The 22,692-nt window shown below is 44.4% G+C and carries 20 protein-coding genes and 6 tRNA genes; 5 read left to right on the top strand and 21 right to left on the bottom strand.

The window, feature by feature from the left end:
• The first annotated feature begins 38 nt into the window (after positions 1 to 38).
• Positions 39 to 1,124 carry a GGDEF domain-containing protein gene (locus FJQ87_RS04755; protein ID WP_140931013.1) on the top strand — a complete coding sequence of 362 codons (1,086 nt, stop codon included), beginning with the start codon at positions 39 to 41 and terminating at the stop codon, positions 1,122 to 1,124.
• Positions 1,125 to 1,163: 39 nt separating this feature from the next.
• Here the strand turns inward: FJQ87_RS04755 and FJQ87_RS04750 are convergent, their stop codons facing one another.
• From FJQ87_RS04750 to orn, 21 genes are all read right to left on the bottom strand, one after another.
• Entirely contained in the window at positions 1,164 to 1,589 is a 426-nt protein-coding gene (locus FJQ87_RS04750; protein ID WP_140931011.1) for a ClpXP protease specificity-enhancing factor, read from the bottom strand.
• Positions 1,589 to 2,218: a stringent starvation protein SspA gene (gene sspA / locus FJQ87_RS04745; RefSeq protein WP_140931009.1), complete on the bottom strand. Its 630-nt coding sequence runs from the start codon at positions 2,216 to 2,218 to the stop codon at positions 1,589 to 1,591. Before sspA ends, FJQ87_RS04750 begins: the two co-directional genes overlap by 1 nt.
• 90 nt (positions 2,219 to 2,308) lie before the next feature.
• A complete protein-coding gene (locus FJQ87_RS04740; protein ID WP_140931007.1) occupies positions 2,309 to 3,004 on the bottom strand; it encodes a cytochrome c1 in 696 nt (231 codons plus the stop codon).
• A gap of 2 nt (positions 3,005 to 3,006) precedes the next feature.
• Positions 3,007 to 4,218 carry a cytochrome bc complex cytochrome b subunit gene (locus tag FJQ87_RS04735; RefSeq protein WP_140931005.1) on the bottom strand — a complete coding sequence of 404 codons (1,212 nt, stop codon included), beginning with the start codon at positions 4,216 to 4,218 and terminating at the stop codon, positions 3,007 to 3,009.
• A complete protein-coding gene (petA, locus tag FJQ87_RS04730) occupies positions 4,215 to 4,805 on the bottom strand; it encodes a ubiquinol-cytochrome c reductase iron-sulfur subunit (RefSeq protein WP_140931003.1) in 591 nt (196 codons plus the stop codon). The genes FJQ87_RS04735 and petA overlap by 4 nt, the downstream gene beginning before the upstream one ends.
• Before the next feature lie 340 nt (positions 4,806 to 5,145).
• On the bottom strand, positions 5,146 to 6,027 hold the full coding sequence (hflC, locus tag FJQ87_RS04725) for a protease modulator HflC (protein ID WP_140931001.1): 882 nt from the start codon (positions 6,025 to 6,027) through the stop codon (positions 5,146 to 5,148).
• Positions 6,028 to 6,029: 2 nt separating this feature from the next.
• Complete coding sequence (gene hflK, locus FJQ87_RS04720; RefSeq protein WP_140930999.1) at positions 6,030 to 7,181, bottom strand: FtsH protease activity modulator HflK; 1,152 nt, start codon at positions 7,179 to 7,181, stop codon at positions 6,030 to 6,032.
• 47 nt (positions 7,182 to 7,228) lie between these two features.
• The gene (hflX, locus tag FJQ87_RS04715; protein WP_140930997.1) at positions 7,229 to 8,521 is read right to left on the bottom strand and encodes a ribosome rescue GTPase HflX; all 1,293 of its coding nucleotides are present in this window, start codon (positions 8,519 to 8,521) and stop codon (positions 7,229 to 7,231) included.
• A gap of 20 nt (positions 8,522 to 8,541) precedes the next feature.
• Entirely contained in the window at positions 8,542 to 8,808 is a 267-nt protein-coding gene (gene hfq, locus FJQ87_RS04710) for an RNA chaperone Hfq (protein WP_140930995.1), read from the bottom strand.
• A gap of 134 nt (positions 8,809 to 8,942) precedes the next feature.
• The gene (gene miaA / locus FJQ87_RS04705) at positions 8,943 to 9,860 is read right to left on the bottom strand and encodes a tRNA (adenosine(37)-N6)-dimethylallyltransferase MiaA (RefSeq protein WP_206194368.1); all 918 of its coding nucleotides are present in this window, start codon (positions 9,858 to 9,860) and stop codon (positions 8,943 to 8,945) included.
• Positions 9,853 to 11,736 carry a DNA mismatch repair endonuclease MutL gene (mutL, locus tag FJQ87_RS04700; RefSeq protein ID WP_140930993.1) on the bottom strand — a complete coding sequence of 628 codons (1,884 nt, stop codon included), beginning with the start codon at positions 11,734 to 11,736 and terminating at the stop codon, positions 9,853 to 9,855. Before mutL ends, miaA begins: the two co-directional genes overlap by 8 nt.
• Before the next feature lies 1 nt (position 11,737).
• On the bottom strand, positions 11,738 to 13,087 hold the full coding sequence (locus tag FJQ87_RS04695) for an N-acetylmuramoyl-L-alanine amidase (RefSeq protein WP_140930991.1): 1,350 nt from the start codon (positions 13,085 to 13,087) through the stop codon (positions 11,738 to 11,740).
• A 17-nt stretch (positions 13,088 to 13,104) separates the two neighbouring features.
• The gene (tsaE, locus tag FJQ87_RS04690) at positions 13,105 to 13,560 is read right to left on the bottom strand and encodes a tRNA (adenosine(37)-N6)-threonylcarbamoyltransferase complex ATPase subunit type 1 TsaE (protein WP_140930989.1); all 456 of its coding nucleotides are present in this window, start codon (positions 13,558 to 13,560) and stop codon (positions 13,105 to 13,107) included.
• Positions 13,561 to 13,877: 317 nt separating this feature from the next.
• Positions 13,878 to 14,333: a hypothetical protein gene (locus FJQ87_RS04685; protein ID WP_140930987.1), complete on the bottom strand. Its 456-nt coding sequence runs from the start codon at positions 14,331 to 14,333 to the stop codon at positions 13,878 to 13,880.
• 351 nt (positions 14,334 to 14,684) lie between these two features.
• A tRNA-Gly gene (locus FJQ87_RS04680) sits at positions 14,685 to 14,760 on the bottom strand.
• A gap of 136 nt (positions 14,761 to 14,896) precedes the next feature.
• Positions 14,897 to 14,972 (bottom strand) — tRNA-Gly (locus tag FJQ87_RS04675).
• A 136-nt stretch (positions 14,973 to 15,108) separates the two neighbouring features.
• Positions 15,109 to 15,184, bottom strand: a tRNA-Gly gene (locus FJQ87_RS04670).
• Between the two features lie 145 nt (positions 15,185 to 15,329).
• Positions 15,330 to 15,405: transfer RNA gene (locus tag FJQ87_RS04665), tRNA-Gly, on the bottom strand.
• Positions 15,406 to 15,541: 136 nt separating this feature from the next.
• Positions 15,542 to 15,617: transfer RNA gene (locus FJQ87_RS04660), tRNA-Gly, on the bottom strand.
• 56 nt (positions 15,618 to 15,673) lie between these two features.
• Positions 15,674 to 15,749: transfer RNA gene (locus tag FJQ87_RS04655), tRNA-Gly, on the bottom strand.
• Positions 15,750 to 15,866: 117 nt separating this feature from the next.
• Positions 15,867 to 16,412, bottom strand: coding sequence for an oligoribonuclease (gene orn / locus FJQ87_RS04650; RefSeq protein ID WP_140930985.1), 546 nt, complete (start codon positions 16,410 to 16,412; stop codon positions 15,867 to 15,869).
• Positions 16,413 to 16,523: 111 nt separating this feature from the next.
• Between orn and rsgA the strand changes: the two genes are divergently transcribed.
• The 4 genes from rsgA (at position 16,524) to FJQ87_RS04630 (ending at position 22,690) form a co-directional block, all read left to right on the top strand.
• Positions 16,524 to 17,609: a small ribosomal subunit biogenesis GTPase RsgA gene (rsgA, locus tag FJQ87_RS04645; RefSeq protein ID WP_140930983.1), complete on the top strand. Its 1,086-nt coding sequence runs from the start codon at positions 16,524 to 16,526 to the stop codon at positions 17,607 to 17,609.
• An 86-nt stretch (positions 17,610 to 17,695) separates the two neighbouring features.
• Positions 17,696 to 18,556, top strand: a complete 861-nt coding sequence (gene asd, locus FJQ87_RS04640; protein ID WP_140930981.1) for an archaetidylserine decarboxylase — start codon at positions 17,696 to 17,698, stop codon at positions 18,554 to 18,556.
• Positions 18,556 to 19,431, top strand: coding sequence for a DMT family transporter (locus FJQ87_RS04635; RefSeq protein WP_140930979.1), 876 nt, complete (start codon positions 18,556 to 18,558; stop codon positions 19,429 to 19,431). Before asd ends, FJQ87_RS04635 begins: the two co-directional genes overlap by 1 nt.
• Before the next feature lie 67 nt (positions 19,432 to 19,498).
• On the top strand, positions 19,499 to 22,690 hold the full coding sequence (locus tag FJQ87_RS04630; protein WP_140933992.1) for a mechanosensitive ion channel domain-containing protein: 3,192 nt from the start codon (positions 19,499 to 19,501) through the stop codon (positions 22,688 to 22,690).
• The last annotated feature ends 2 nt before the right edge of the window (positions 22,691 to 22,692 follow it).

The raw sequence follows: 22,692 nt of genomic DNA, 5'->3' as shown, positions 1-22,692 counted from the left end.
TATAGAGGAAACGCGCCCCCTTTTGACAAGGAGTGTCCTTGAAGATTTTGGTCAAATTATTAGCCATAGGCAATCAACATTGCAGCAGTCATAGTCAGCAACGCAAGTTGATGATAGTTAACCTTGGCGCCTTATTAATGATGATCACCACACTCGTCTTTTGGCTGCTTTACCTTATGATTAACAATCCGCTACTGGTGTGGATTGGTAATGTACAAATGTCGTGCTTAGTGTTTGTGCCTGTCATTTATTATCTTAATCATACTGGGCGATTGTTGGCTGGCTGTTTATTAGTCTTTATTAGCGCTATGGTCTCGACCTTATTAGCCATATTTTTAGGCCAAGGTACTGAATTTAAGACTCAATATTTCTTCTTACTGTTTGCTATCTTGCCTCTAGCTATGTTGCAACGATCCCAATGGCCGGCGCAACTTCTACTCGTTATCAGTAACTTAGCTTTATATATCTATCTTGACGTCTACCAGTGGCCACCAAATCCCGAGTTATTATTAGTACCACAATCAATATTGAACCTCATTCAAATTGCGGTCATTTGTTCGTGTGTCAGTTCCTTAATGATCATTCAAATCATCAATGAGCGGAATAGCGAATTAGGTGAACGCGATCTAGAAATCATGGCCAATACTGACCCCTTGACCCATTTAGCCAATCGGCGAATATTTATGAAGCTGTTGCAGCAGAAACTGCAGCAAGCCAAATCTAAGCCTGCTTGGCTATTAATTCTGGATTTAGATTACTTTAAACGAGTCAATGATGAGGCGGGACATGAATGTGGGGATATGGCATTGATTCAAGTATCCAAACTACTGAGTCAACACATAGCCAATGATGAAATGTTAGCCCGCATTGGCGGAGAGGAATTTGCTATCCTGCTAGAGCATAGCGACAACATATTTGAGCGCTGTGATGCTATTCGCCAAAGCGTAGCTGCGGTACCACTGATTTATCAAAGCCATACCTTCACGCTTACCATCAGCATAGGGCTTTGCCAAATTGTACCAGACGATAATCTTCACACTTTACTAAGCCGCGCCGACCAAGGCTTGTACCAAGCCAAAGCCCAAGGTCGCAATTGCGTGGTACCTAGCATTCAACAGGCATAAAAAAACCAGCGCTAAGCTGGTTCTTTTGATGACACATGATTACTTCACTAACGTGAGATGGCTTTTGCGCTTTGGCTTATCGTCATCAGGTAATGAAGGCTCAACTGTTGCAAGCTCTTCACTCTCTTCATCCGCTAACTCGTAAGCATCTTCCTCTTCAAACACCACGCCAGCGCCGTTTTCTCGGGCATAAATACCAATAATCGATGCCATTGGTAAAATGACATGATGAGGTACACCACCAAAACGGGCATTAAACTGGACATATTCATTATCAAGAGTCAGTTGACCCACGGCAGATTGAGCAATATTCAGCACAATTTGACCATCTTTAACAAACTGCTGCGGAACTTCAGTGCCAGTGACATAAGCGTCAACAACGACATGAGGAGTCAGCATGTTATCAGATAGCCAATCGTAATAGGCTCGTAGCAAATATGGACGGTTGGGTGTTAATGGCTTCATTAGATTCCCATGCGCATTTCGCGCTCGGTCTCAGTCAGCGAAGCTTTAAATGATTCACGCTCAAAAATGCGGGTCATATAAGCTTTAATATCTTTAGCTGCTGGGGTATTAAGCTCGATACCTAATACTGGCAGACGCCATAATAACGGGCCCAAGTAACAGTCAGCTAAACCGAATTCTTCACTCATGAAGTAAGGTACTTCAGCAAATACTGGAGCAATTGATAATAAGCTTTCAGTTAATTCTTTACGCGCAGCGTCGGCACGATCACCTTTACGGATACGATCAACCAGTACATACCAATCAGAATCGATGCGGTGCATCATCAGACGAGTTTGACCACGTGATACAGGGTATACCGGCATCAAAGGTGGGTGTGGGAAACGTTCATCCAGATATTCCATGATGATGCGAGATTCATACAGAACCAATTCACGGTCTACTAACGTAGGTACTGAATTGTAAGGGTTCACTTCCAGCAGGTCTTCCGGCATGTCACTAGGGTCTACCTGCAAGACATCAACAGTAACCCCTTTTTCTGCCAGTACAATACGTACCTGGTGGCTGTAAAGATCGTCGGCACCTGAGAACAGGGTCATAACTGAGCGTTTGTTGGCAGCAAGAGCCATTGGTACCCTCCAGAATAAAAAAAACGCAAACGAGGGGAAAAACCCCTCGTTTACAATTTGCAGATATTATATTTTACCCGTTATTGCCGTCTAGTGCACATCTTTCCAGTACTCTTTCTTCAAGAGATAGGCAAGAATAAAGAATATAAACAAGAATCCGAGTACCCACCAACCCAATTGCTTACGCTCCATTTGACTTGGATCGCCTGCATATTTTAGGTAAGCCGTGATATCACGAGTCGCTTGTTGATACTCATCCGGCGTCATAATGCCACCGGTTGCCACTATTGAACCATCGGCTTGCATAACAGGAATACCTTGCAACCCTTGCAACACATGTGGCATACCCACCATAGGGAAGACAGTGTTATTCACCCCAAATGGACGACTTGAGTCGGCATAAAAACCGTTCAAATACGAATATAGCCAATCTTCACCGCGAACGCGGGCTACCAGAGTTAAGTCAGGTGGCGCAGCGCCAAACCAATTGGCAGCATCTTTGGTTGGAATTGCGTTTTCCATCAGGTCGCCGACTTTAGCATCGGTAAACATATGCTTTTCACGCATTTCATCGATTGGCATACCAATATCGGTAGCTACACGATCATAACGCTGATACTGAGTGCTATGACAACCTGCACAGTTTTCTTGGAACAAAACAAAACCACGTTGTAATGATTGCTTATCGTTCAAGTCAACATCAGCTGACTGGAGTGGCACACTACTACCTGCTGCCAAAACCATTCCAGGTACCAAGGCAGCTAAAATAATTAGAAGCTTTTTCATAATTAGGTCAACCTCTCTGGTACTGGCTTGGTTTTTTCATTCTTGCTATAAATCCACAAGGCAAGGAAGAAACCAAAGTAGGTAATGGTACATACCTGAGCTGCGATGGTTAATGCTGCAGTTGAAGGTACCGCGCCTAAGTAACCAAGGATGATGAAAGACACAGCGAACTGAGCAATATTCAGCTTGTGCACAGTACTGCGATAGCGCACTGACTTCACCTTACAACGATCAAGCCATGGTAAGACGAACAACACGGCAATCGACAGGCCCATCATTACTACGCCACCGAGTTTATCTGGAATAGCACGTAAAATGGCGTAGAAAGGCGTGAAGTACCACACCGGCGCAATATGATCAGGAGTCTTCATCGAGTTAGCCGCTTCAAAGTTTGGCTTTTCAAGGAAGTAACCACCGCCCTCTGGCATGAAGAACAAAACATAACAGAAGATGATTAAGAAACCTGCCACACCTAAAATATCTTTGACCGTGTAATAAGGATGGAAAGGTACGGCATCAACAGGCCAACCGTTTTCATCTTTATTCTTTTTGATTTCAATACCATCAGGGTTGTTAGAACCCACTTCATGCAAAGCAATTAAGTGCAGGAAGACAAGTACCACTAACACTAATGGCAGTGCAATCACGTGTAAGGCGAAGAAGCGGTTCAAGGTTGCCCCAGAAACGACATAGTCACCACGTATCCAGAGCGTCAGGTCATCACCAATCACAGGGATAGCGCCGAACAGTGAAATAATCACCTGTGCGCCCCAGTAAGACATTTGTCCCCATGGCAACAAATAACCCATGAAAGCTTCAGCCATTAACACGAGGAAAATCAACATACCAAATAGCCACAGTAGTTCCCGTGGTTTTTGGTAAGAGCCGTAGATAACGCCGCGGAACATATGTAGATAAATCACCACAAAGAAAGCCGATGCGCCCGTAGAGTGCATATAACGCAATAGCCAGCCATATTCTACATCACGCATGATGTATTCAATCGAGGCGAAAGCGCCCTCGGCGGTAGGTACATAATTCATTGTTAACCAAATACCAGTTAACAATTGATTGACCAGCACCAGCATGGCTAGTGAGCCAAAGAAATACCAGAAGTTAAAATTCTTAGGAGTAGCGTACTGACCCACATGACGATTATACGTCGCTGTTAATGGAATACGCTCATCAATCCAATCAATTAGCTTTGCCATTATGCGACTCCTTCGTCTACACCAATGATGACATTGCTCTCATCCAAATATTGATGGGGAGGAACAACCAAGTTCAATGGTGCCGGAACGCCTTGAAATACACGGCCAGCCATATCAAATTTAGAACCATGACATGGACAGAAGAAGCCTGAAGTGACACCTTCTACTTTTTCGCCAAAACTGTCAGGCAAATAGGTTGGAGAACAGCCTAAGTGAGTGCATAAGCCGACGGCGATGAAGTATTCGGGTTTAATCGAGCGAACTGAGTTAGTTGCGTAACTTGGTTGTTGCGGTTCTTCAGAGTTAGGATCTCGTAACTCTTTATCAATGCCAGGCAGTTGTTGCAGCACAGTTTCTGTACGACGCACTACCCACACAGGTTTGCCACGCCATTCAACTCGGATAAGTTGACCTGGCTCGACTTTACTCACATTTACTTCAACCGGTGCGCCTGCAGCTTTTGCTTTAGCACTCGGATTCCATGACTTAATAAAAGGAACCGCGACAGCGACGGCACCTGCTCCGCCTATGACTGCGGTTGCGGCTGTCAGGAACCTGCGACGTCCGGTATCGACTGGCGCATTGCTCATCCACTTATTCTCCACGAGGGTGTTGGAATTATTTTAATATGGGTCTCTCAACATTATTCCTATGCTGAAATTTGAGACACGACTCATTATATCGAAAAACAAGAAGCAGATCATAGCAAAACGTGCAACATTCGATACTAGTTTGTCATTTTTAGTGAAATTGCGAGAAATGAGTAGCAAAGTAGAAACATTGCAGCGAGCAGGAGCAAGGAATTTGATGACAGGATTTACATTTACTCCAGCTAATTTAGCTATTTAGTCGTATTTGCCTCGGTAAAAATGACTCTCATAAAAAAACCCAGCCTTAAGCTGGGTTTTTAGCGAGTAAATAAGCTAATGGTTATTGCTTACCTGATTCATTACGCATATAGCGGAAGAATTCACTGTCTGGCTCTAAGACCATGATGTCTGAGTTGTTATTAAAACTCTCACGGTAAGCTTCTAAACTTCTGATGAAAGAATAGAACTCAGGATCTTTTGAGTAAACATCGCCATAAATCTTAGCAGCTTGTGCATCACCCTCACCGCGTACAGTTAGCGCTTTACGTTCGGCATCCGCCACTTTAATTGCAACGGTGGCATCGGTAGTAGCGCGGATAATTTCCGCTTGCTCTTTACCTTGAGCTCTATGCTCTTTAGCCACGGCTTGACGCTCGGCGCGCATACGCTGATAAATACTGCTACTGACGTTGGCTGGTAAGTTAATTTGCTTAACCCGCACATCGACAACTTCAATACCCAAATCCTTGGCGCTCAATGAAGCATTTCTTAATGCATCATTTTGCAATTCATCACGGCTACCTGACACAATTTCTTTGATAGTGCGACGACCGAATTCAGTGCGTAAATCGTTGTTGATTTTACGCTGCAACAAAGACTCTGCATTGGCCTTAATACCGCCATTAGTCGATAAGAAATACTTTTCGAAATCACTAATACGCCATTTGACATAAGAGTCGACCATCAAGTCTTTCTTTTCCGACGTCACGAAACGATCAGCTGCGCCATCTAAGGTCTGAATGCGTGAATCTAGGTATTTGATTTTATCGATCATAGGGATCTTAAAATGCAAACCTGGTCCGTAGACTTCAGTCACGCCTTCATTTTTAGCCACTTTACCAAAGCGAGCAACGATGGCGCGTTCGCCCTCATTCACAACAAAAATGGATGAGGCTAAGATAGCCAACACGATAGCGGCAATAATCAATCCAATTCTATTCATGATTATTCTCCCCCTTGACGCATGCGCTCTTCACGAGTCATACGACCAGAGCTCTGGTAATTTGGTGTTGACGATGAGTTAGAGTTAAATTGCTGACTCTCAGAATCTGGACGTACGGCTGGATTCTTTGATTCAACTGGCTTTCTATCCATCATTTTATCTAAAGGCAAATACATCATGTTACCGCTGCTCTTAGTATCAACAATGACCTTGTTATTACCAGACATTACATGCTGCATAGTATCGATATAAAGACGCTGACGAGTCACCTCTGGCGCTTTTAAATATTCAGGCAGTAACTTATCAAATTTAGCCACTTGACCTTGAGCTTCTAGCGTCACTTTCTGCTTATAAGCTTCAGCTTCTTGCGACATACGCTCAACTACACCACGCGCCTTAGGTTCTACTTCACGAGCATAAGCTTCAGCTTCGCGAATAAAACGTTGCTCATCTTCCTGAGCTGAAATCGCATCATCAAATGCGTCTTTTACTTCTTCGGGTGGACGGGCGGGCAAGAAGTTAACGTCAACAACGGTTAAGCCTAAATGGTAAGGCTCAATGATGCGCTCTAACTCTTTCCAGGTGTCATTGCGAATCGCTTCACGACCTGTAGTTAAAATGTCATCCATCTTGTTGTGGCCGACAACATAACGCAAGGCGCTGTCAGTGGCTTCACGCAAACTGGCATTGGCATCAACGGCGCTGTACATAAAACGGTATGGATCAGTAACACGATACTGAACGTCTAATTCGACTTTAACTACGTTCTCATCAGTGGTCAGCATGCTACCGCTTGCAGGAATAGAGCGTACAGTTTCAACGTCAACCGGATACACTTCTTCAATAAATGTCGGTTTCCACTGTAAACCGGGATCTTTTAAGCCAACAAATTCACCAAAACGCAATGCAACACCGCGCTCAGCTTCTTTGATTGAATAAAAACCAGAAAGCACCCAAACAACGACTAAAACACCAAGGATCACAAGGATTCCTTTAGTTCCAAAGCCGGCGCCAGAATCTGAAGGACCACCCTTTTTGCCAAAACGCTTCGACAAGTTGCGGAAAACTTCGTCCATATCTGGTGGCCCTTTATCATTGCCACCTTTATTCCCCCAAGGGTCATTACCCTTGTTACCGGGCTCATTCCAAGCCATTTAGTACTCCATAAGTGGATAGAATATAAGAAAAAATATAAATATACCTATACTGTATCAGTAACAATATAGGTTTCCAATTCACCCTGACTTTGTTTTACCATGCGCCGCCAATCCGTATCAGATAAACGCACAGACAAGATACAGTTACCAAAGTCGTCATACTCTTGTTGCTGTATCGCTTCGAGTCGATGAAACTGACCAAGATATTGCCCTGCTGCGGCTGGCAGCCGTAGCGTGAGTGCAACAATCACCTCACCGACTAACAGAGTAATCGCCTTAGCAACTAACTCTAAGCCAAGCTTACGCTGAGCAGAAATCCACACTCGAGTAGGCTTACCTTCAGCATCATAATCGATCCTAGGGCTTTGCTCATCAAGTAGATCGATTTTATTGCAAATAATCAGTTGTAAAATGTTATCGGCTTTAATCTCTTTTAGTACAGCTTGAACCTGCTCAAAGTTATCATCCATGTTCTCATCGGCACAATCCACCACGTGTAGCAACAAGTCGGCATCACGAGTTTCTTGTAAGGTTGCTTTAAATGCAGCCACCAGATCATGGGGAAGATGACGGATAAAACCTACGGTATCCGCCAGAATAACCGCGCCATCATCAATAGATAATTTGCGTAAGGTCGGATCCAAAGTAGCAAAAAGCTGATCAGCCGCATAAACATCGGATGATGTTAATGCATTGAAAAGAGTCGATTTGCCAGCGTTGGTGTATCCCACTAAAGAAACAGTCGGCATATCGCTGCGTTTACGCGCACGCCGACTTTGTTCACGTTGACGATCAACTTTGTCTAACCGTTTATTGATAGCCTTAATGCGGCCACGCAGTAAACGTCTATCTGTTTCTAGCTGGGTTTCACCCGGTCCGCGAAGACCTATCCCCCCTTTTTGCCGCTCAAGGTGCGTCCAACCACGAATAAGGCGAGTCGACATGTGGCGCAATTGCGCTAGCTCCACTTGTAACTTACCTTCGTGCGTACGCGCCCGCTGGGCAAAAATATCTAGAATTAGCGTGGTACGATCAAGCACGCGGCATTGACAAATGACTTCAAGATTACGCTCTTGAGCCGGAGTCAACGCATGATTAAAAATCACTACATCAGCATCAGTTGCAGCAACTAATGTAGCGATTTCATCAGCTTTACCTGATCCTACGAAAAATTTACGATCTGGACTTCTGCGACTTGCAGTAATCACCCCTACTTCACGGGCACCAGCCGATTCCACCAACAACTGCAGCTCGACTAAGTCTTCACGGCGGTCTTCGTCAGTAAAATTGATATGGACAAGTACCGCATTTTCGCCTGCCTCATAACGATCAAACAAAGAACATCTCCCGCGAATAATTATTCAGCGCTATTGTCGTCAGCACCATAACCGCCAGTTTGTGGCTGGTGATTCGTCACAGTGAAAGGACGTGAAGGAACAACGGTTGAAATCGCGTGCTTGTAAACCATTTGGCTTACCGTGTTCTTCAATAAAATGACGAACTGGTCGAAAGATTCAACTTGTCCCTGTAGCTTAATACCATTGACCAAATAAATTGATACTGGAACACGCTCACGACGGAGAGCATTCAGAAATGGGTCTTGTAAAGATTGCCCCTTAGCCATTTTTATTTCCTTTTATTTTTGAAATTCAAAATTAAATTCTGCGATAACATCTGATTGCATTTTAGTATTATACAGCTCTGCTTATTATGCCAGCAGCCCAGATATAAAGTTCCAATCAAATCTTATCTTTACAGTTATATGCAATGTTGTTTTAACTGCGATAAATTACTGTCATTACCACTTTCTAACCATTGCAGCTCCGGCCAACTTCGTAGCCAAGTTAATTGCCGCTTGGCTAATTGCCGAGTTGCTGCCACGGCTTTTTCTTTCATAACAGCTTCAGAAAACTCACCATCTAGATACTGCCAACATTGACGATATCCTACACAACGTATCGACGGTAAGTCCAAGTGTAAATCTGGACGTGATTTAAGTTTAATCACTTCTTCAACAAAGCCATGACCCATCATGATATCAAATCTTTGTTCAATTAAACTATGTAACTCATGCCTTTGCGTCGGAGCGATGGCATATTGAACAAAATCATAAGGTAATGCCGGTGCTTTAGTCTGGGTGAGTTCAGTTAATGATTTACCCGAGATCCTAAATACTTCTAACGCCCGTGATAATCGTTGTGGATCATTGGGATGAATGCGTGCCCCAGCGATCGGATCTATCGCAACTAATTGATCATGCAGCGCCTGCCAGCCTTGTTGCTCGGCCTCAAGTAATATCTGCCGACGTATGTCTTCATTGGCACTAGGTAAAGGCGATAACCCTTCTAACAGTGCTTTAAAGTACATCATGGTTCCCCCAACCAGCAAGGGGGTTTTACCGCGACTAATAATATCTTCGATTAATCGCAAGGCATCTAATCTAAAATCAGCCGCCGAATAACTCTGCAGTGGATCTAAAATATCCACTAAATGGTGCGGCGCCAACGCAAGCTCATCTGCCGTTGGTTTGGCCGTACCTATGTCCATGCCGCGATAAATTAACGCAGAATCGACGGATATAATTTCACAGTTATGATCTTGGGATAACGCCATAGCTAAACTCGTTTTGCCAGAAGCGGTCGGTCCCATCAAACATAGTACTTTTGCTTTAGTCACTTAGATTCTCTTTTAGGTAGTCTTGCCAAGGCAAATCCACCTTGTGCCGCGATAAAGTTTCCACTTCACCTTGAGATAATTGGGTAAAATACAACCAAGATTCCTGAGCGTCGCCTTGACGACTATGTTGCGCTAACCATGCCGCTAACGCTTCTAGCGCCGGCTCGTCAAAGGTTATCCATTGCAATAATTCAGGCACTATTCGCTCTAACTGACTCGCCTTAAGATATGGGGGCACTTTACGAATTATCAACTGCTGATGGCGAATGATTAATTCAAACCCAAGCTGACGTAGTAACCCGTCGTTATCATTAATCAGTTGCTGCCAATCCTTGTCGGCATTCAATGCTATCGGCATTAATAAGGGCTGCGCAATTAACCCTGTGGCTAATCTAGCCAAGATCTGTTGCTGCAACCACTGCTGCCTAACTATATCTATGCTGAGCAGTTGCAGGTGCGTGCCTACCGTCATCACCCAGTATTTATTATCAAGCACTGGCGGCATGGTCACACTAACATTGGCAGCGCTCCCAGCCATTGGGGTTTGCAGTAACTGGCCATAACTACGCGCCGCGCCTTTAGAGACTGGCGCAGAGCCATAATGGCGACTTTCTGCAACTCGGCCAGAATAACTGGCGCCCGAGCCAGCAGATGGACTTGAGTAACTTGACTGACTTCCTTGGCTGGATGAGTAAGTGCCAGTCAGCGGCGCACCATATGATGATGATGAGTCATCAATGCAACTATCATCTTTAGTATCTGAGCTAGCATCTAAACTAGCGTCTGCGCCTGCGGCATCATAGCCGCCGCCCCTAGGGCTTGTGTGTTCAAATACATTGACCAATGTTGAAGCATTATCAAGCGGTAACTTTTGCTCAGCAAATTGCGATAATGCCGACGTCAGCGCTTGCAAGATAAAATCATGCACATAACGCGCTTGATGAAACCGTACTTCATGTTTAGCTGGGTGCACATTGACATCGACCTGCTGCGGCTCGATGCTGAGCATCAACACAAAGCCAGGCAACACAGCATCCACATAACTTGCAAATGCTTGCTTAATAGCATGATTGACTAATCGATCGCGTACTAAGCGGCCATTGACATAAAAATAATGCAAATCCGGGTCAACCAATGCAATGGCTGGTGATTGCACGTAACCGGCTAATGTCATGCCATCATGCTGGCAATTAATGCCTATGGCTGATTCTGCAAAGGCTTTACCACCTATCTGGCTTAGTCTTTGTATATATTGGCTATCTGTCATAGCTGGGCGCAATTGCCGCACCGGCTTACCGTTATGACTCAGCACAAAATGAATATCAGGACGGGCTAGAGCAATTCTTTTGAGCCACTCATCAATATGAGTGAATTCAGTTTTATCGCTTTTCAAAAAGCGGCGGCGTGCAGGCGTATTAAAGAAGATATCTTTCACTTCAATGGTAGTGCCATTAGGGTGCGCTGCCGGTATCACTCTAACCGCCATTTCAGAGCCTTCGGCATAAGCCTGCCAAGCTTCGCTCTGTTCCGCCGTTTTTGAGGTTAAGGTCAGACGCGATACCGAGCTAATACTCGCCAGAGCCTCACCACGAAAACCAAAACTCATGATGGCTTCTAAGTCATCCAAACTGCTGACTTTAGAGGTGGCGTGGCGCGCCAATGCTAAGGCTAACTGATCTTTAGCTATGCCAGCGCCATTATCACGGATCTTAATGAGCTTACTGCCGCCCTTTTCAATCTCAATTTCAATTTTAGTTGCGCCGGCATCAAGGCAATTTTCCACTAACTCTTTAACCACCGATGCGGGGCGCTCAACCACCTCACCTGCCGCTATTTGGTTAGCCAGTTGTGGTGGCAATATTTGAATACTGCTCATGTTATGCCTTAGGAATTTTGAGTTGCTGCCCTAACCTAACCGTATCAGAGCTTAAGTTATTGGCCGCCTTAATTTGGGCAATCGATACTTGATAGCGCGACGCTATCACCGACAGAGATTCGCCTTTACTCACCTTATGTTTTATTACCCCGCTGCGGCTAATCTGCTGCTTAGCCGCACCTTTATTGGCAAATAAACTGCCATCGGGTGGATTGGCTTCAAAATATCGGACTAACCCGGTGTGCAAGGCTTTAGCTAAGCGCTCTTGGTGCTTGGTATTAACTAGATTGCGCTCTTCACTGGGATTAGAAATAAAGCCAGTTTCCACTAGGATTGACGGAATATCTGGTGATTTCAACACGGCAAAGCTCGCCGCTTCCGGCTTACTCTTATGTAAATGAGTCACCTTACCTAAATCCCGCAATAAATTGTCAGCAATCGAGTGACTCACTGCCATCGACTTATCCATCGACATATCCAGCAGTGTCATGGTCAGGTATTGTTCACTGTCCGTGCTTTGAATAATTTCGCCGGCGCCACCCAATAATTCTGAGTGTTTTTCTTTCTGCTCGAGCCAGCGACCAATTTCACTGTTAGCGCGGCGACGCGATAACACCCAAATGGATGCCCCCTTAGGGTTAGGTGATGTAAAGGCATCGGCATGAATTGAAATTAAAATATCGGCTTTATGATCGCGCGCTATGGATGAGCGCTTATCAAGATTCACGAAGTAATCGCCGCTGCGAGTCATCACAGCTTTCATACCTGGGGTGTTATTGACATGCTGCGCCACGCGTTTAGCGATTTGTAGCACTACCTTTTTTTCATACACGCCACTTGGACCAATGGAGCCAGGGTCATCACCGCCGTGACCGGCGTCAATCGCTACTATGATGTCTCTGAGAGCTTGCGGCTTACTTTTCACCACAGGCTTAGCAGCCTCTTGAATCTCATTAAGATCAAGCACTAAACGATTACCGTAAGGCGCCGTCGGGGATAAAGCGTAAACATTAGCCTTAACCGGACGTTTAAGGTCAATCACCACTCGTAAAACCCCTTTACTTGGCGCTTTACTTAGGCGAATGCCTTTGACTAACTTACTGTTATTGTCAATCTTATCGAACTTAACTTTGGAACTGGTTTGCTTTAAGTCGATAACTAAGCGCTCAGGGTTACTTAACGTAAAAAAGTTGTAATCAGGACGCGTTGAGAGATCGTATACCACTCGCGTCGATTCTGGCGCAGCCCAAATCCTGACCCCTTGCAAATTATTTGCAAACGCCGTTGAGCTCCAACATAGCAATGTCAGAAGGATGAGATAGGGATAACCCTTAAAGTATGTAATTGGCATTGTTTTTATAATTATTCTTATAATTTTTCTAACAGACTCTTACCTAACTCACTGCCAGCATTAATCGTTAACAACCGACTATCGCCGTCATAAGCGAGATGTAAATGTAAATCGGCATCAGGTAATAAGCCTGCTCCCTGCTCTGGCCATTCCACTATACATAAGCTGCGATCGCTAAAATAGTCACGAATGCCCATATACTCTAATTCTTCAGGATCCGCTAAACGATAAAGATCAAAATGATAAACATCGATATCAGCGAGTTCATAAGGCTCAACTAAGGTATAAGTCGGGCTTTTAACCGCACCTTTGTGACCTAAGCTTTGAATAATTCCGCGGCTTAAGGTGGTTTTGCCAGCCCCTAAATCGCCAGTCAGATACAGGGTTAAAGGCGGTGTTAACAAAGCCGCCATTTTTTGACCAAAAGCAACAGTCTCAGTGTCATCGTTCAGAAAAATAGTCTTGGGATCCATGATTAAATTCATTCTCTTCATTTTCAAACTAACAATATAAGACACGCCCAGCACTCAAAATAGCCTAAATTACCACTACCATTAAATCATCAATAAACCAATGAGGATAATCAACCGCGCTGCCGATAAGAAAACGAGAGATTATATCAGAGATAACAGCGCAAAATTAACACCAATAATGAAACTGCTTACCAGTTAAGCAGGTATCGGCTTGCAAATGCTCAAGAGAACAGCATTTAGTCTTAAGCCTTAGGATTGTTTATCTTGCTTAAACCAGAGTTAAGCAAGCAACTTAGAGCAAGTTTTTTAGCTGACTGCTACAAGTCATCAAAGCGAGCAGCACTATGAATTAACCTTTGCTGCTTGATTTCGGCACTATTGACCAAGGTTTTTAAGGCTAACTGAATTTTATGATTGAGTGAATTGGCCGCTAAGTTATCCAATGTGGCTATGACTTCTGAATCCAATTGCAAATGTAAATCGATAACCTGATCGGTTGTCATATTGGCGGGTAGATAGATATTGGCGTAGCTACTGGTTAACCCAACGACAGAAGCATTTTCATACCAAGTATCCAGCATAGCTTTAGTGCTAGTTTCAATATATGTTGCCAATACTTGGGATTGTACTAGTTCTTGTTGCTGAAGATAATTAAGCAGTAATTTCGCCCGAGTATCATCAGCATAATGATAGAGGCGCAGATAGAGTTTATGCATTTCTAAATAAGTTTCGACCACATGCTCTAGCATATCGCGTAATTGCTGAATTCGCATATCAACTCCTCAAGCACTTATCTCACTATGAATAAATGGAGAAATCAGTGTAGGGGCTAACTGCTTAAAAACGAACCAGAGCCGAATTAAAGCTGTAGTTGTTAGTCAATTATTTGAATGCGGTCACAAATTGTTCTGAGGCAGACGCTTAACTATTGGTTTTTAGAAAAATAGGATTTAGATAACTCACCATAAGATGGATGAGAACTGCACTATGTTAGTGGTAACGTTTAGCTATATTAATGCACAGAATATATTGCAAATTATTTTAAGAAATTTGAATTAAATCGATGAGTTAATACTGAAGATTGCAAGAGCGAATTAGGGGAGAATAATTTAGGAGGAGTTATTTGGAGCGGCATATCGGGTTCGAACCGATGACCTATACCTTGGCAAGGTATCGCTCTACCAACTGAGCTAATGCCGCATCTTGTTTTGCTTTACATCTTTAAACTTGGAGCGGCCCTGTCTTTTTACAAAGAGTGGTTCGAACCGATGACCTATATCTTAGTAAGGTTTCGCTCTACTCACTGACTGCTACCGAATTTTTTAATTTCTAAACTTGGAGCGGCATATCGGGTTCGAACCGATGACCTATACCTTGGCAAGGTATCGCTCTACCAACTGAGCTAATGCCGCATCTTGTTTTGCTTTACATCTTTAAACTTGGAGCGGCCCTGTCTTTTTACAAAGAGTGGTTCGAACCGATGACCTATACCTTAGTAAGGTTTCGCTCTACTCACTGACTGCTACCGAATTTTTTAACTTCTAAACTTGGAGCGGCATATCGGGTTCGAACCGATGACCTATACCTTGGCAAGGTATCGCTCTACCAACTGAGCTAATGCCGCATCTTGTTTTGCTTTACATCTTTTAACTTTTAAACTTGGAGCGGCCCTGTCTTTTTACAAAGAGTGATTCGAACCGATGACCTATACCTTGGTAAGGTTTCGCTCTACTCACTGAACTGCTACCGAATTTTTTAACTTCTAAACTTGGAGCGGCATATCGGGTTCGAACCGATGACCTATACCTTGGCAAGGTATCGCTCTACCAACTGAGCTAATGCCGCATCTTGTTTACTTTACAACTTCAAACTTGGAGCGGCCCTATCTTTTTACAAAGAGTGGTTCGAATCGATGACCTATACCTTGGTAAGGTTTCGCTCTACTCACTGAACTGCTACCGAATTTTTTAACTTTCAAACTTGGAGCGGCATATCGGGTTCGAACCGATGACCTATACCTTGGCAAGGTATCGCTCTACCAACTGAGCTAATGCCGCATCTTGTTTGCTTCACAGAACCCCATTTAATACTCTGAATATTTCAGATTAAAATTTGGAGCGGCATATCGGGTTCGAACCGATGACCTATACCTTGGCAAGGTATCGCTCTACCAACTGAGCTAATGCCGCTTATCTGTGCCACTTAAGGTGTTTCGCTAAATTTGAAGCCACCCCAGAAGTGAGGCAGCATTATATGAAAATTTCAGACCCCTGCAAGCCCTATATTGCAAAAAACTGTTCGTTTGCTCAAATTTTAAATGCTGTTGCTCGATAAAACTGCAATTCGGCAATAGATTCTTGAATATCCATGAGTGCTTGGTGGGTATTTTGCTTTTTGAACTGACTCATCAGCTCAGGTTGCCAGCGACGAACTAACTCTTTAACTGTGCTGACATCTAAATTGCGGTAATGAAAGTAATCTTCCAACTCACGCATGTAGCGGTTTAAAAAGCGGCGATCTTGGCCAACGCTGTTACCACAAAGTGGAGATACACCTTTTGGCACATATTGTGAGATGAACGCTATGGTTTCATCGATTGCTTGCTGCTCAGTAACAGTACTCGCTTTAACCCGAGTAATTAATCCAGAAGCACCATGGTGCTCTTGGTTCCAATCATCCATCAAACCTAAGACTTCATCAGACTGATGAATCGCCAGCACAGGCCCTTGAGCCAAAATATTTAATTGCGCGTCTGTCACTATGGTAGCGATTTCAAGGATACGATCAGTTTCAGGCTCAAGCCCTGTCATTTCCAGATCGATCCAAATTAGGTTGTTTTCATTTGCCGCCATACTCTGCCTTACTTCTTCCATTTGCCGCTAAACCAGGCTTTTTTATTCAAGACCGTGTATCATACTGCTTTTTATTGAACACGACATTACCTTAATGGCGAAGAGATACTTGTGACTAAAAAGAAACCATTAAATCATGGGCAGTTACGCAGAATGCGTGCAAACCATGAAAAAAGGCTTAACCGCGGTCATTCGCAAAACGATGCTCCTGAGTTACAGGATAGTTCACTTGGTCAAGAACAGCCTGCTATCGTCATCTCTCGATTTGGCCAACACGCTGATATTGAAACCGCAAGCGGACAAGTGGTGCGCTGCAACATACGTCGCAACATAGGCTCGTTAGTCTGTGGCGATAAAGTGCTAGTGCGTTTAGCCAGTGATACTAACCTTGATGAACCTACGACTGTTCGCGCTGGCATTGGCGGCGTGGTGGAAGCTGTGCACCCGCGTCACTCACTCTTGAGTCGCCCCGATCTTTACGATGGCGTAAAAATTATTGCTGCCAACATCGACCAGATCTTGATTGTGTCATCAGTATTACCCAGCTTTAGTACGCAGATTATCGACCGCTATTTAGTGGCCGCAGAAGATACTGGTATTCAGCCAGTCATAGTACTGAATAAAATCGACTTACTCGATGATGCGTTAAAGCCTGAAATTGACGCGGCGCTAGCTGTCTATGAAAAAATTGGCTATCAAGTGTTTAAAGTTAGTAGTCACGAACAAACCGGTATCGATGAGTTGCAAGCCTTACTAAAAGATAAGGTCAGCGTATTTGCTGGACAATCTGGTGTGGGTAAATCATCCCTGATTAATGCACTATTACCCGATGTGGACTTAATCATAGGTGATGTGTCTGAAAACTCAGGTCTTGGGCAACACACTACTACCACAGCTAAATTATTACATTTCCCAGCGGGTGGTGATTTAATTGACTCTCCAGGCGTGCGGGAATTTGCCTTATGGCATTTACCCCCTGAGCGTGTGGGTTGGTGTTTTATTGAATTTAGAGAATACCTAGGCGGCTGTAAATTCCGTGATTGCAAACATGGCAGCGATCCAGGTTGTGCCCTGCGCACCGCCGTTGAAGATGGCCACATAGCCAATGAACGCTTTGCCAACTATCACAAAATTATTGCGAGTCTTGATGAGCAAAGACACGCACGTCATTTCCGACATAGTGTTGACGACTTGTAAGCACTTATATACATTCTCGCCGTGACATTTTTTGTCACGGTGCCCAAGGTTTATTTGGGCCAAGTACGAATTAAAGGAATTTAGCTGTGGATAAAGTAAAAATTGCGTTGCAGTACCTGCTACCTAAGCATCTAGTGTCGCGCCTAGCGGGTAAGTTTGCCGCAGCACAAGCGGGCAGCATCACAACGGCGGCGATCAGCTGGTTTATTAAGCAATACAAAATCGATATGAGTGAAGCAGAGCGCGAGGCACCAGAAGCCTACAGCACTTTTAATGACTTCTTTACTCGTGCATTAAAGCCAGGGCTGCGCCCAATAGATAGCAATGCCAAGGTATTAGTGCATCCAGTCGATGGTACTGTTAGCCAGTTTGGTGAAATTAACGATGGCCGAATTTTTCAAGCCAAAGGCCATGATTACACTTCGCTTGCATTATTAGGTAATAACGCCAAAGACGCGCATCGTTTTAAAGGTGGCGACTTTGCCACTATTTATCTGGCGCCAAGTGATTATCACCGGATTCACATGCCAATTACTGGTACCTTGTCAAAAATGACCTTTGTGCCAGGTGACTTATTTTCAGTTAATCCATTAACGGCTCAAAACGTACCGGGTTTATTTGCTCGCAATGAACGTGTAGTGGCCATTTTTGAAACTGAGCATGGCCCATTGGCCATGGTGTTAGTTGGCGCAACTATTGTTGCCAGTATCGAAACCGTATGGGCTGGCACTATTACGCCGCCAGGCGGCAAAGAAATCGTGAGCTGGGATTACCCAACCACAGGTCCTGATGCCATTACTTTGCAAAAAGGTGATGAAATGGGTCGGTTCAAGCTTGGCAGTACTGTTGTTATGCTGTTTGCTGATGACATGCTGGATGACTTTGCTGATGGCATTAAGCCTGGCGCAGTCACCCGCTTAGGCCGCCCGCTGGCTCACCTAGAGTAATGCCGAAGCAGCAACATGCGCTGATTGAGCTACATATTGCCGTACTGCTATTTGGTGGTACGGCATTATTTTCTAAGCTCATCCCTTTAACAGCGCTTGATATTACTTGGCTTAGATGCGTGATTGCGGCGACCGCCTTAGCCATTTTTGTAAAATGCACCCAAGCATCACTGCGTTTACGATCCCCCAAAGATTATCTCATTGCCCTGATATTAGGCGTGTTAGTTAGCCTGCATTGGGTAACATACTTTGCCGCATTACAACTCTCAACCGTAGCTATCGGTATGATTGCCTTTTTTAGTTATCCCGTGATGACAGTGCTCATTGAGCCGTTACTGCATAAGCAGCGCCCAGCACTTAAAGATATTGCCAGTGGCATGGTTGTGCTTGTGGGGATTTTCTTACTTATTCCGCAATTTTCATTAGGCAATGACACCACTTTAGGTGTGTTAGTCGGTATATTATCGGCCGCCTTATTTACCGCTCGAAATCTCACCCTTAAGCGCTATTTCAGTCAGTACAATGGCGCCCATGCCGTGTTTTTTCAAACCTTAGTGGCAGTAGCCATTTTAATGCCCGCCAGCGATTTAGCATTAACAGAGGTAAGTTCAAGCACTTGGCTATATTTGTTATTGCTAGGCCTAATGTTTACCGCCGCTCCCCATGCGTTATTCACCTCAGCATTAAGGCAACTTAAAGCGAAAACCGTGGGCTTAGTGGCTTGCCTGCAACCTTTATATGGCACGCTACTAGCGTGGTGGTTACTTTCTGAACCCATTAACTGGCAAACCGCGGTAGGCGGAACCTTAGTGGTAGTCACAGCCCTCTATGAAACCGCGCAAAACCATAACTCACAAGTACAGAAAAAAAAGTAAGAATAGATGTTATTCCACCAATAACTTAGCTAAGATCAGCACTTTCCTAGCTGTTATTATGTCTGTCATGTTTCGTGTATTTTTGCTCGTATTATCTCTAATTAGTGCCTCTGCTTTTGCGAACTCCCCATTAGCATTAGACAAGCGCATGGGCATGAACTCGAATCAGGCTCAGACCTTGACTCTTGATCAGCAAATAGATCAATTAACTGTTAGCATAGTGAGCTTAGAGACGAGTCAACAGTCCTACGAGCAAGGGTTACGTGACAGTGAAATTCGCCGCCATAACCTAAATGCTAGGCTCAAAGCCGCGCGCACAGAACTTAGCATTAATCCCAAACAAGATTTAGGCCAGCAAGCCTCTATGGCTTATCTGCAATTATCTGAACTCAAAGAAACTGAGGCCAGCCTTGGTAAACAGATAAATGATGATATTCAGCGGCAAAAACAATTACCCCAAGCCTTAAAAGATGCCCGCGACGCACTGGCGCTACAGCAAAAAAATGTGAGTGCCCCCGCGGATACCCCAACCGGCCAACTGCAACGCACCCAACTAGACTTGTATCAACAGCATTTATTGACGCTGCAAGCCGAATTAAATTCAAGCCCCACCCGCATTGAACTCGCGCAGTTGCAACTGCAGTTAGTACGAGCGCAATTACTGCAACAAGAAAAACTGATTGAAGCGTTAAATCGCGCCTTAAGTGACGAACGCAGCCAAAACACTGAAAATACCTTACTGGATAATTTATCAACCAATGTCACCTTGATTGATGAAATGTCACTAAGCCTTAGCAACACCAACATTAGTTTGGGCGATGAACTGCAAAGCGTGACTAAACAAACCAACCAGGTAGTGCGCGAGCAGGAAGACGCTGAAAATCAGTACCAACAGCAAGCTAAACAGCTCACCAATATTCAGCAGCAAATTAGCTGGCTACAAGGTAACTCAGCCTTTGGTGAGCGTTTCTTGCAGATGCTGCAAAACCTGCCTAAACCACCAGATACTGAAGCGCTGCTGATTAAAATTGCCGATACGCGCTTAAGTCGCTATCACGTGGAGCAGCAACTCAGTCAAAATGAACAGCTGTTATTAAGTGATTCTGAGCTCAGCGAGTCGCAGCAAAAACTGCTAGATTCGCAGCAAGTGTTACTCAAAAAGCTAATGGAATCTTATGAGATTTATCTCGGTGAGTTGGCCAAGCTCAAATTTAGTTATGAGCAATTATCTCAGCAGCATCAAGAGTTAAAAAATACCCTCAATGAGCAGTTATTCTGGGTACCCAATGCAGCGCAAATCAATAAGCCGTGGTTTATCGATTTGCAGCGCAGTATCGTGTGGATGTTTGACCAAGCGCCATGGCAGCAAGTCAGCTCAAGTTTTAGCCATCAAACCAATCTGTGGTCGTGGTGGATAATTCTTTTGACCTTGTGTGTGGTGATCCAAGATCTCATGGCCAAACCCTATCACAAGGTAGTGACTCACTATAGCCGTAACGTCGGCAAGGTGACCCAAGACAAATTCAGTAACAGCTTAAAATCATTATTAGTGAGCTTAGGTTACGCTATGCTGCGGCCCATCCCTGTGATAGTCGCTGGCGCTATTGCACTGGATTCCGACCACAACTTTACCCAAGCCATTGGCATGGCGACCATGGCAATTGGCGGCTTATACCTATTACAGCGAGTAATCGACTTATTGTGCGCCGAAACCTCGCTTATTTCTGGGCACTTTAATAGTCCGCGCGCAAGCGTTGTGCTCATGCAGGCTAAGTTTGACCGTTTTGTCATCATGGTACTGCCACTAGTAGGCATCATGGGATTTACGGAAATCTTAGATGCCTCACTCATTCGCAACAGTTTAGGCCGCGGCGCCTTTATCTTATTCTGTGTTTTATTGTTTTTGCTGTATCGCGATTTGGTCGGGATCTTCAACCAGATTAGAGACAACGCCGATAAAGACGGTAAGAATAAGCGCTTAATACATAAGACCTTATCCTATGTATTAGTGTCAGTGCCCTTGCTCAGTGCGGCTCTGGCCTTTATGGGCTTTTACTACACAGCGTTTCAGTTATTACTGCAACTGCAGTTATCGCTAGTGCTTGGTCTTGCGGTGTTATTGTCGTATCAGCTGATTAAACGTTGGATGCTGATTGAAAGACGGCGCATTGCCTTTGATCGCGCTAAAGCCAAACGTGCTGAGCGCTTAGCCCAGCGGGAAAAAGGTGAAGCCCATGCTAATGATGGCCTTGAAACCTATGAAGAGCCGATTGTCGATTTAGAAACTATTTCTAGCCAATCCTTAGGCCTAGTGCGCTCCTTATTACTGTTAGGCTTCCTAGCCAGTATTATTGGCCTGTGGACCCAAACCCACATGGCGTTATTTTCCTTCTTAGATGGCATTACGTTGTGGAGTAGCACCACCAGCATTAATGGTATTGAGCAGGAAATTCCGATTACGCTCAAATCCTTACTCTTAGGGCTAACGATAGTCGGCTTCTCGATGATGATAGCTACTAACCTCCCCGGCCTATTAGAGCTGATGATCTTGCAACGGCTTGATTTATCACCTGGTACTGGCTTTGCTATTACTACGGTCAGCCGCTATTTAGTGGTCTTCTTTGGTACCTTAATTGGCTTTTCAACCTTAGGGATGGAATGGTCAAAACTGCAGTGGTTGATTGCCGCGCTCTCGGTAGGTTTAGGTTTTGGTTTACAAGAGATTTTCGCAAACTTTATTTCAGGTCTTATCATTTTATTTGAAAAACCGGTACGTATTGGCGATACCGTTACTATTCGCGATCTCACTGGTACTGTCAGTAAGATTCAAATCCGCGCGACGACTATTATTGACTGGGACAGAAAAGAAATTATCGTGCCAAATAAGGCCTTTATTACTGAGCAGTTAATTAACTGGTCGCTGTCTGATCCTATTACTCGCGTCATTATTAATGTTGCCGTGGCAAGGGATTCAGACCCATCGAAAGTAGAAGCGGCGCTCTATCAAGCGGTGCAAGATTGCCAACTTGCCTTGCTAGTTCCTGAGCCAGAAATTTGGTTCGCAGGCTTTGGCCAGCACACTCAAGATTATGAAGTGCGCGCCTACGCTAAAGACATGAATTCACGTTGGCCGCTGCGCCATGATTTACATAAACGGATTAGCCAGAAGCTTAAAGAAAATGATCTACAATTGGCCTATCCGCAGCTGGAAATCCATATATCTCAGCCGCAGCGGGATACTAATCCCATCATACGATAGGA

Source organism: Shewanella sp. SNU WT4 (genome assembly GCF_006494715.1).
GTDB lineage: Bacteria > Pseudomonadota > Gammaproteobacteria > Enterobacterales > Shewanellaceae > Shewanella.
Note: the sequence above shows the minus strand (reverse complement) of the source record. Positions and strands in the feature narration are given on the sequence as shown.

Bases quoted from the DNA above. Each gene is read 5' to 3' on its own strand.
- sspA (WP_140931009.1), bottom strand. From the start codon at position 2,218: ATGGCTCTTGCTGCCAACAAACGCTCAGTTATGACCCTGTTCTCAGGT.
- hflC (WP_140931001.1), bottom strand. From the start codon at position 6,027: ATGAATAGAATTGGATTGATTATTGCCGCTATCGTGTTGGCTATCTTA.
- FJQ87_RS04685 (WP_140930987.1), bottom strand. From the start codon at position 14,333: ATGCGAATTCAGCAATTACGCGATATGCTAGAGCATGTGGTCGAAACT.
- FJQ87_RS04635 (WP_140930979.1), top strand. From the start codon at position 18,556: ATGCCGAAGCAGCAACATGCGCTGATTGAGCTACATATTGCCGTACTG.
- orn (WP_140930985.1), bottom strand. From the start codon at position 16,412: ATGGCGGCAAATGAAAACAACCTAATTTGGATCGATCTGGAAATGACA.
- petA (WP_140931003.1), bottom strand. From the start codon at position 4,805: ATGAGCAATGCGCCAGTCGATACCGGACGTCGCAGGTTCCTGACAGCC.
- tsaE (WP_140930989.1), bottom strand. From the start codon at position 13,560: ATGGATCCCAAGACTATTTTTCTGAACGATGACACTGAGACTGTTGCT.
- FJQ87_RS04740 (WP_140931007.1), bottom strand. From the start codon at position 3,004: ATGAAAAAGCTTCTAATTATTTTAGCTGCCTTGGTACCTGGAATGGTT.
- hfq (WP_140930995.1), bottom strand. From the start codon at position 8,808: ATGGCTAAGGGGCAATCTTTACAAGACCCATTTCTGAATGCTCTCCGT.
- FJQ87_RS04750 (WP_140931011.1), bottom strand. From the start codon at position 1,589: ATGAAGCCATTAACACCCAACCGTCCATATTTGCTACGAGCCTATTAC.
- FJQ87_RS04695 (WP_140930991.1), bottom strand. From the start codon at position 13,087: ATGCCAATTACATACTTTAAGGGTTATCCCTATCTCATCCTTCTGACA.
- hflK (WP_140930999.1), bottom strand. From the start codon at position 7,181: ATGGCTTGGAATGAGCCCGGTAACAAGGGTAATGACCCTTGGGGGAAT.
- mutL (WP_140930993.1), bottom strand. From the start codon at position 11,736: ATGAGCAGTATTCAAATATTGCCACCACAACTGGCTAACCAAATAGCG.
- FJQ87_RS04630 (WP_140933992.1), top strand. From the start codon at position 19,499: ATGTTTCGTGTATTTTTGCTCGTATTATCTCTAATTAGTGCCTCTGCT.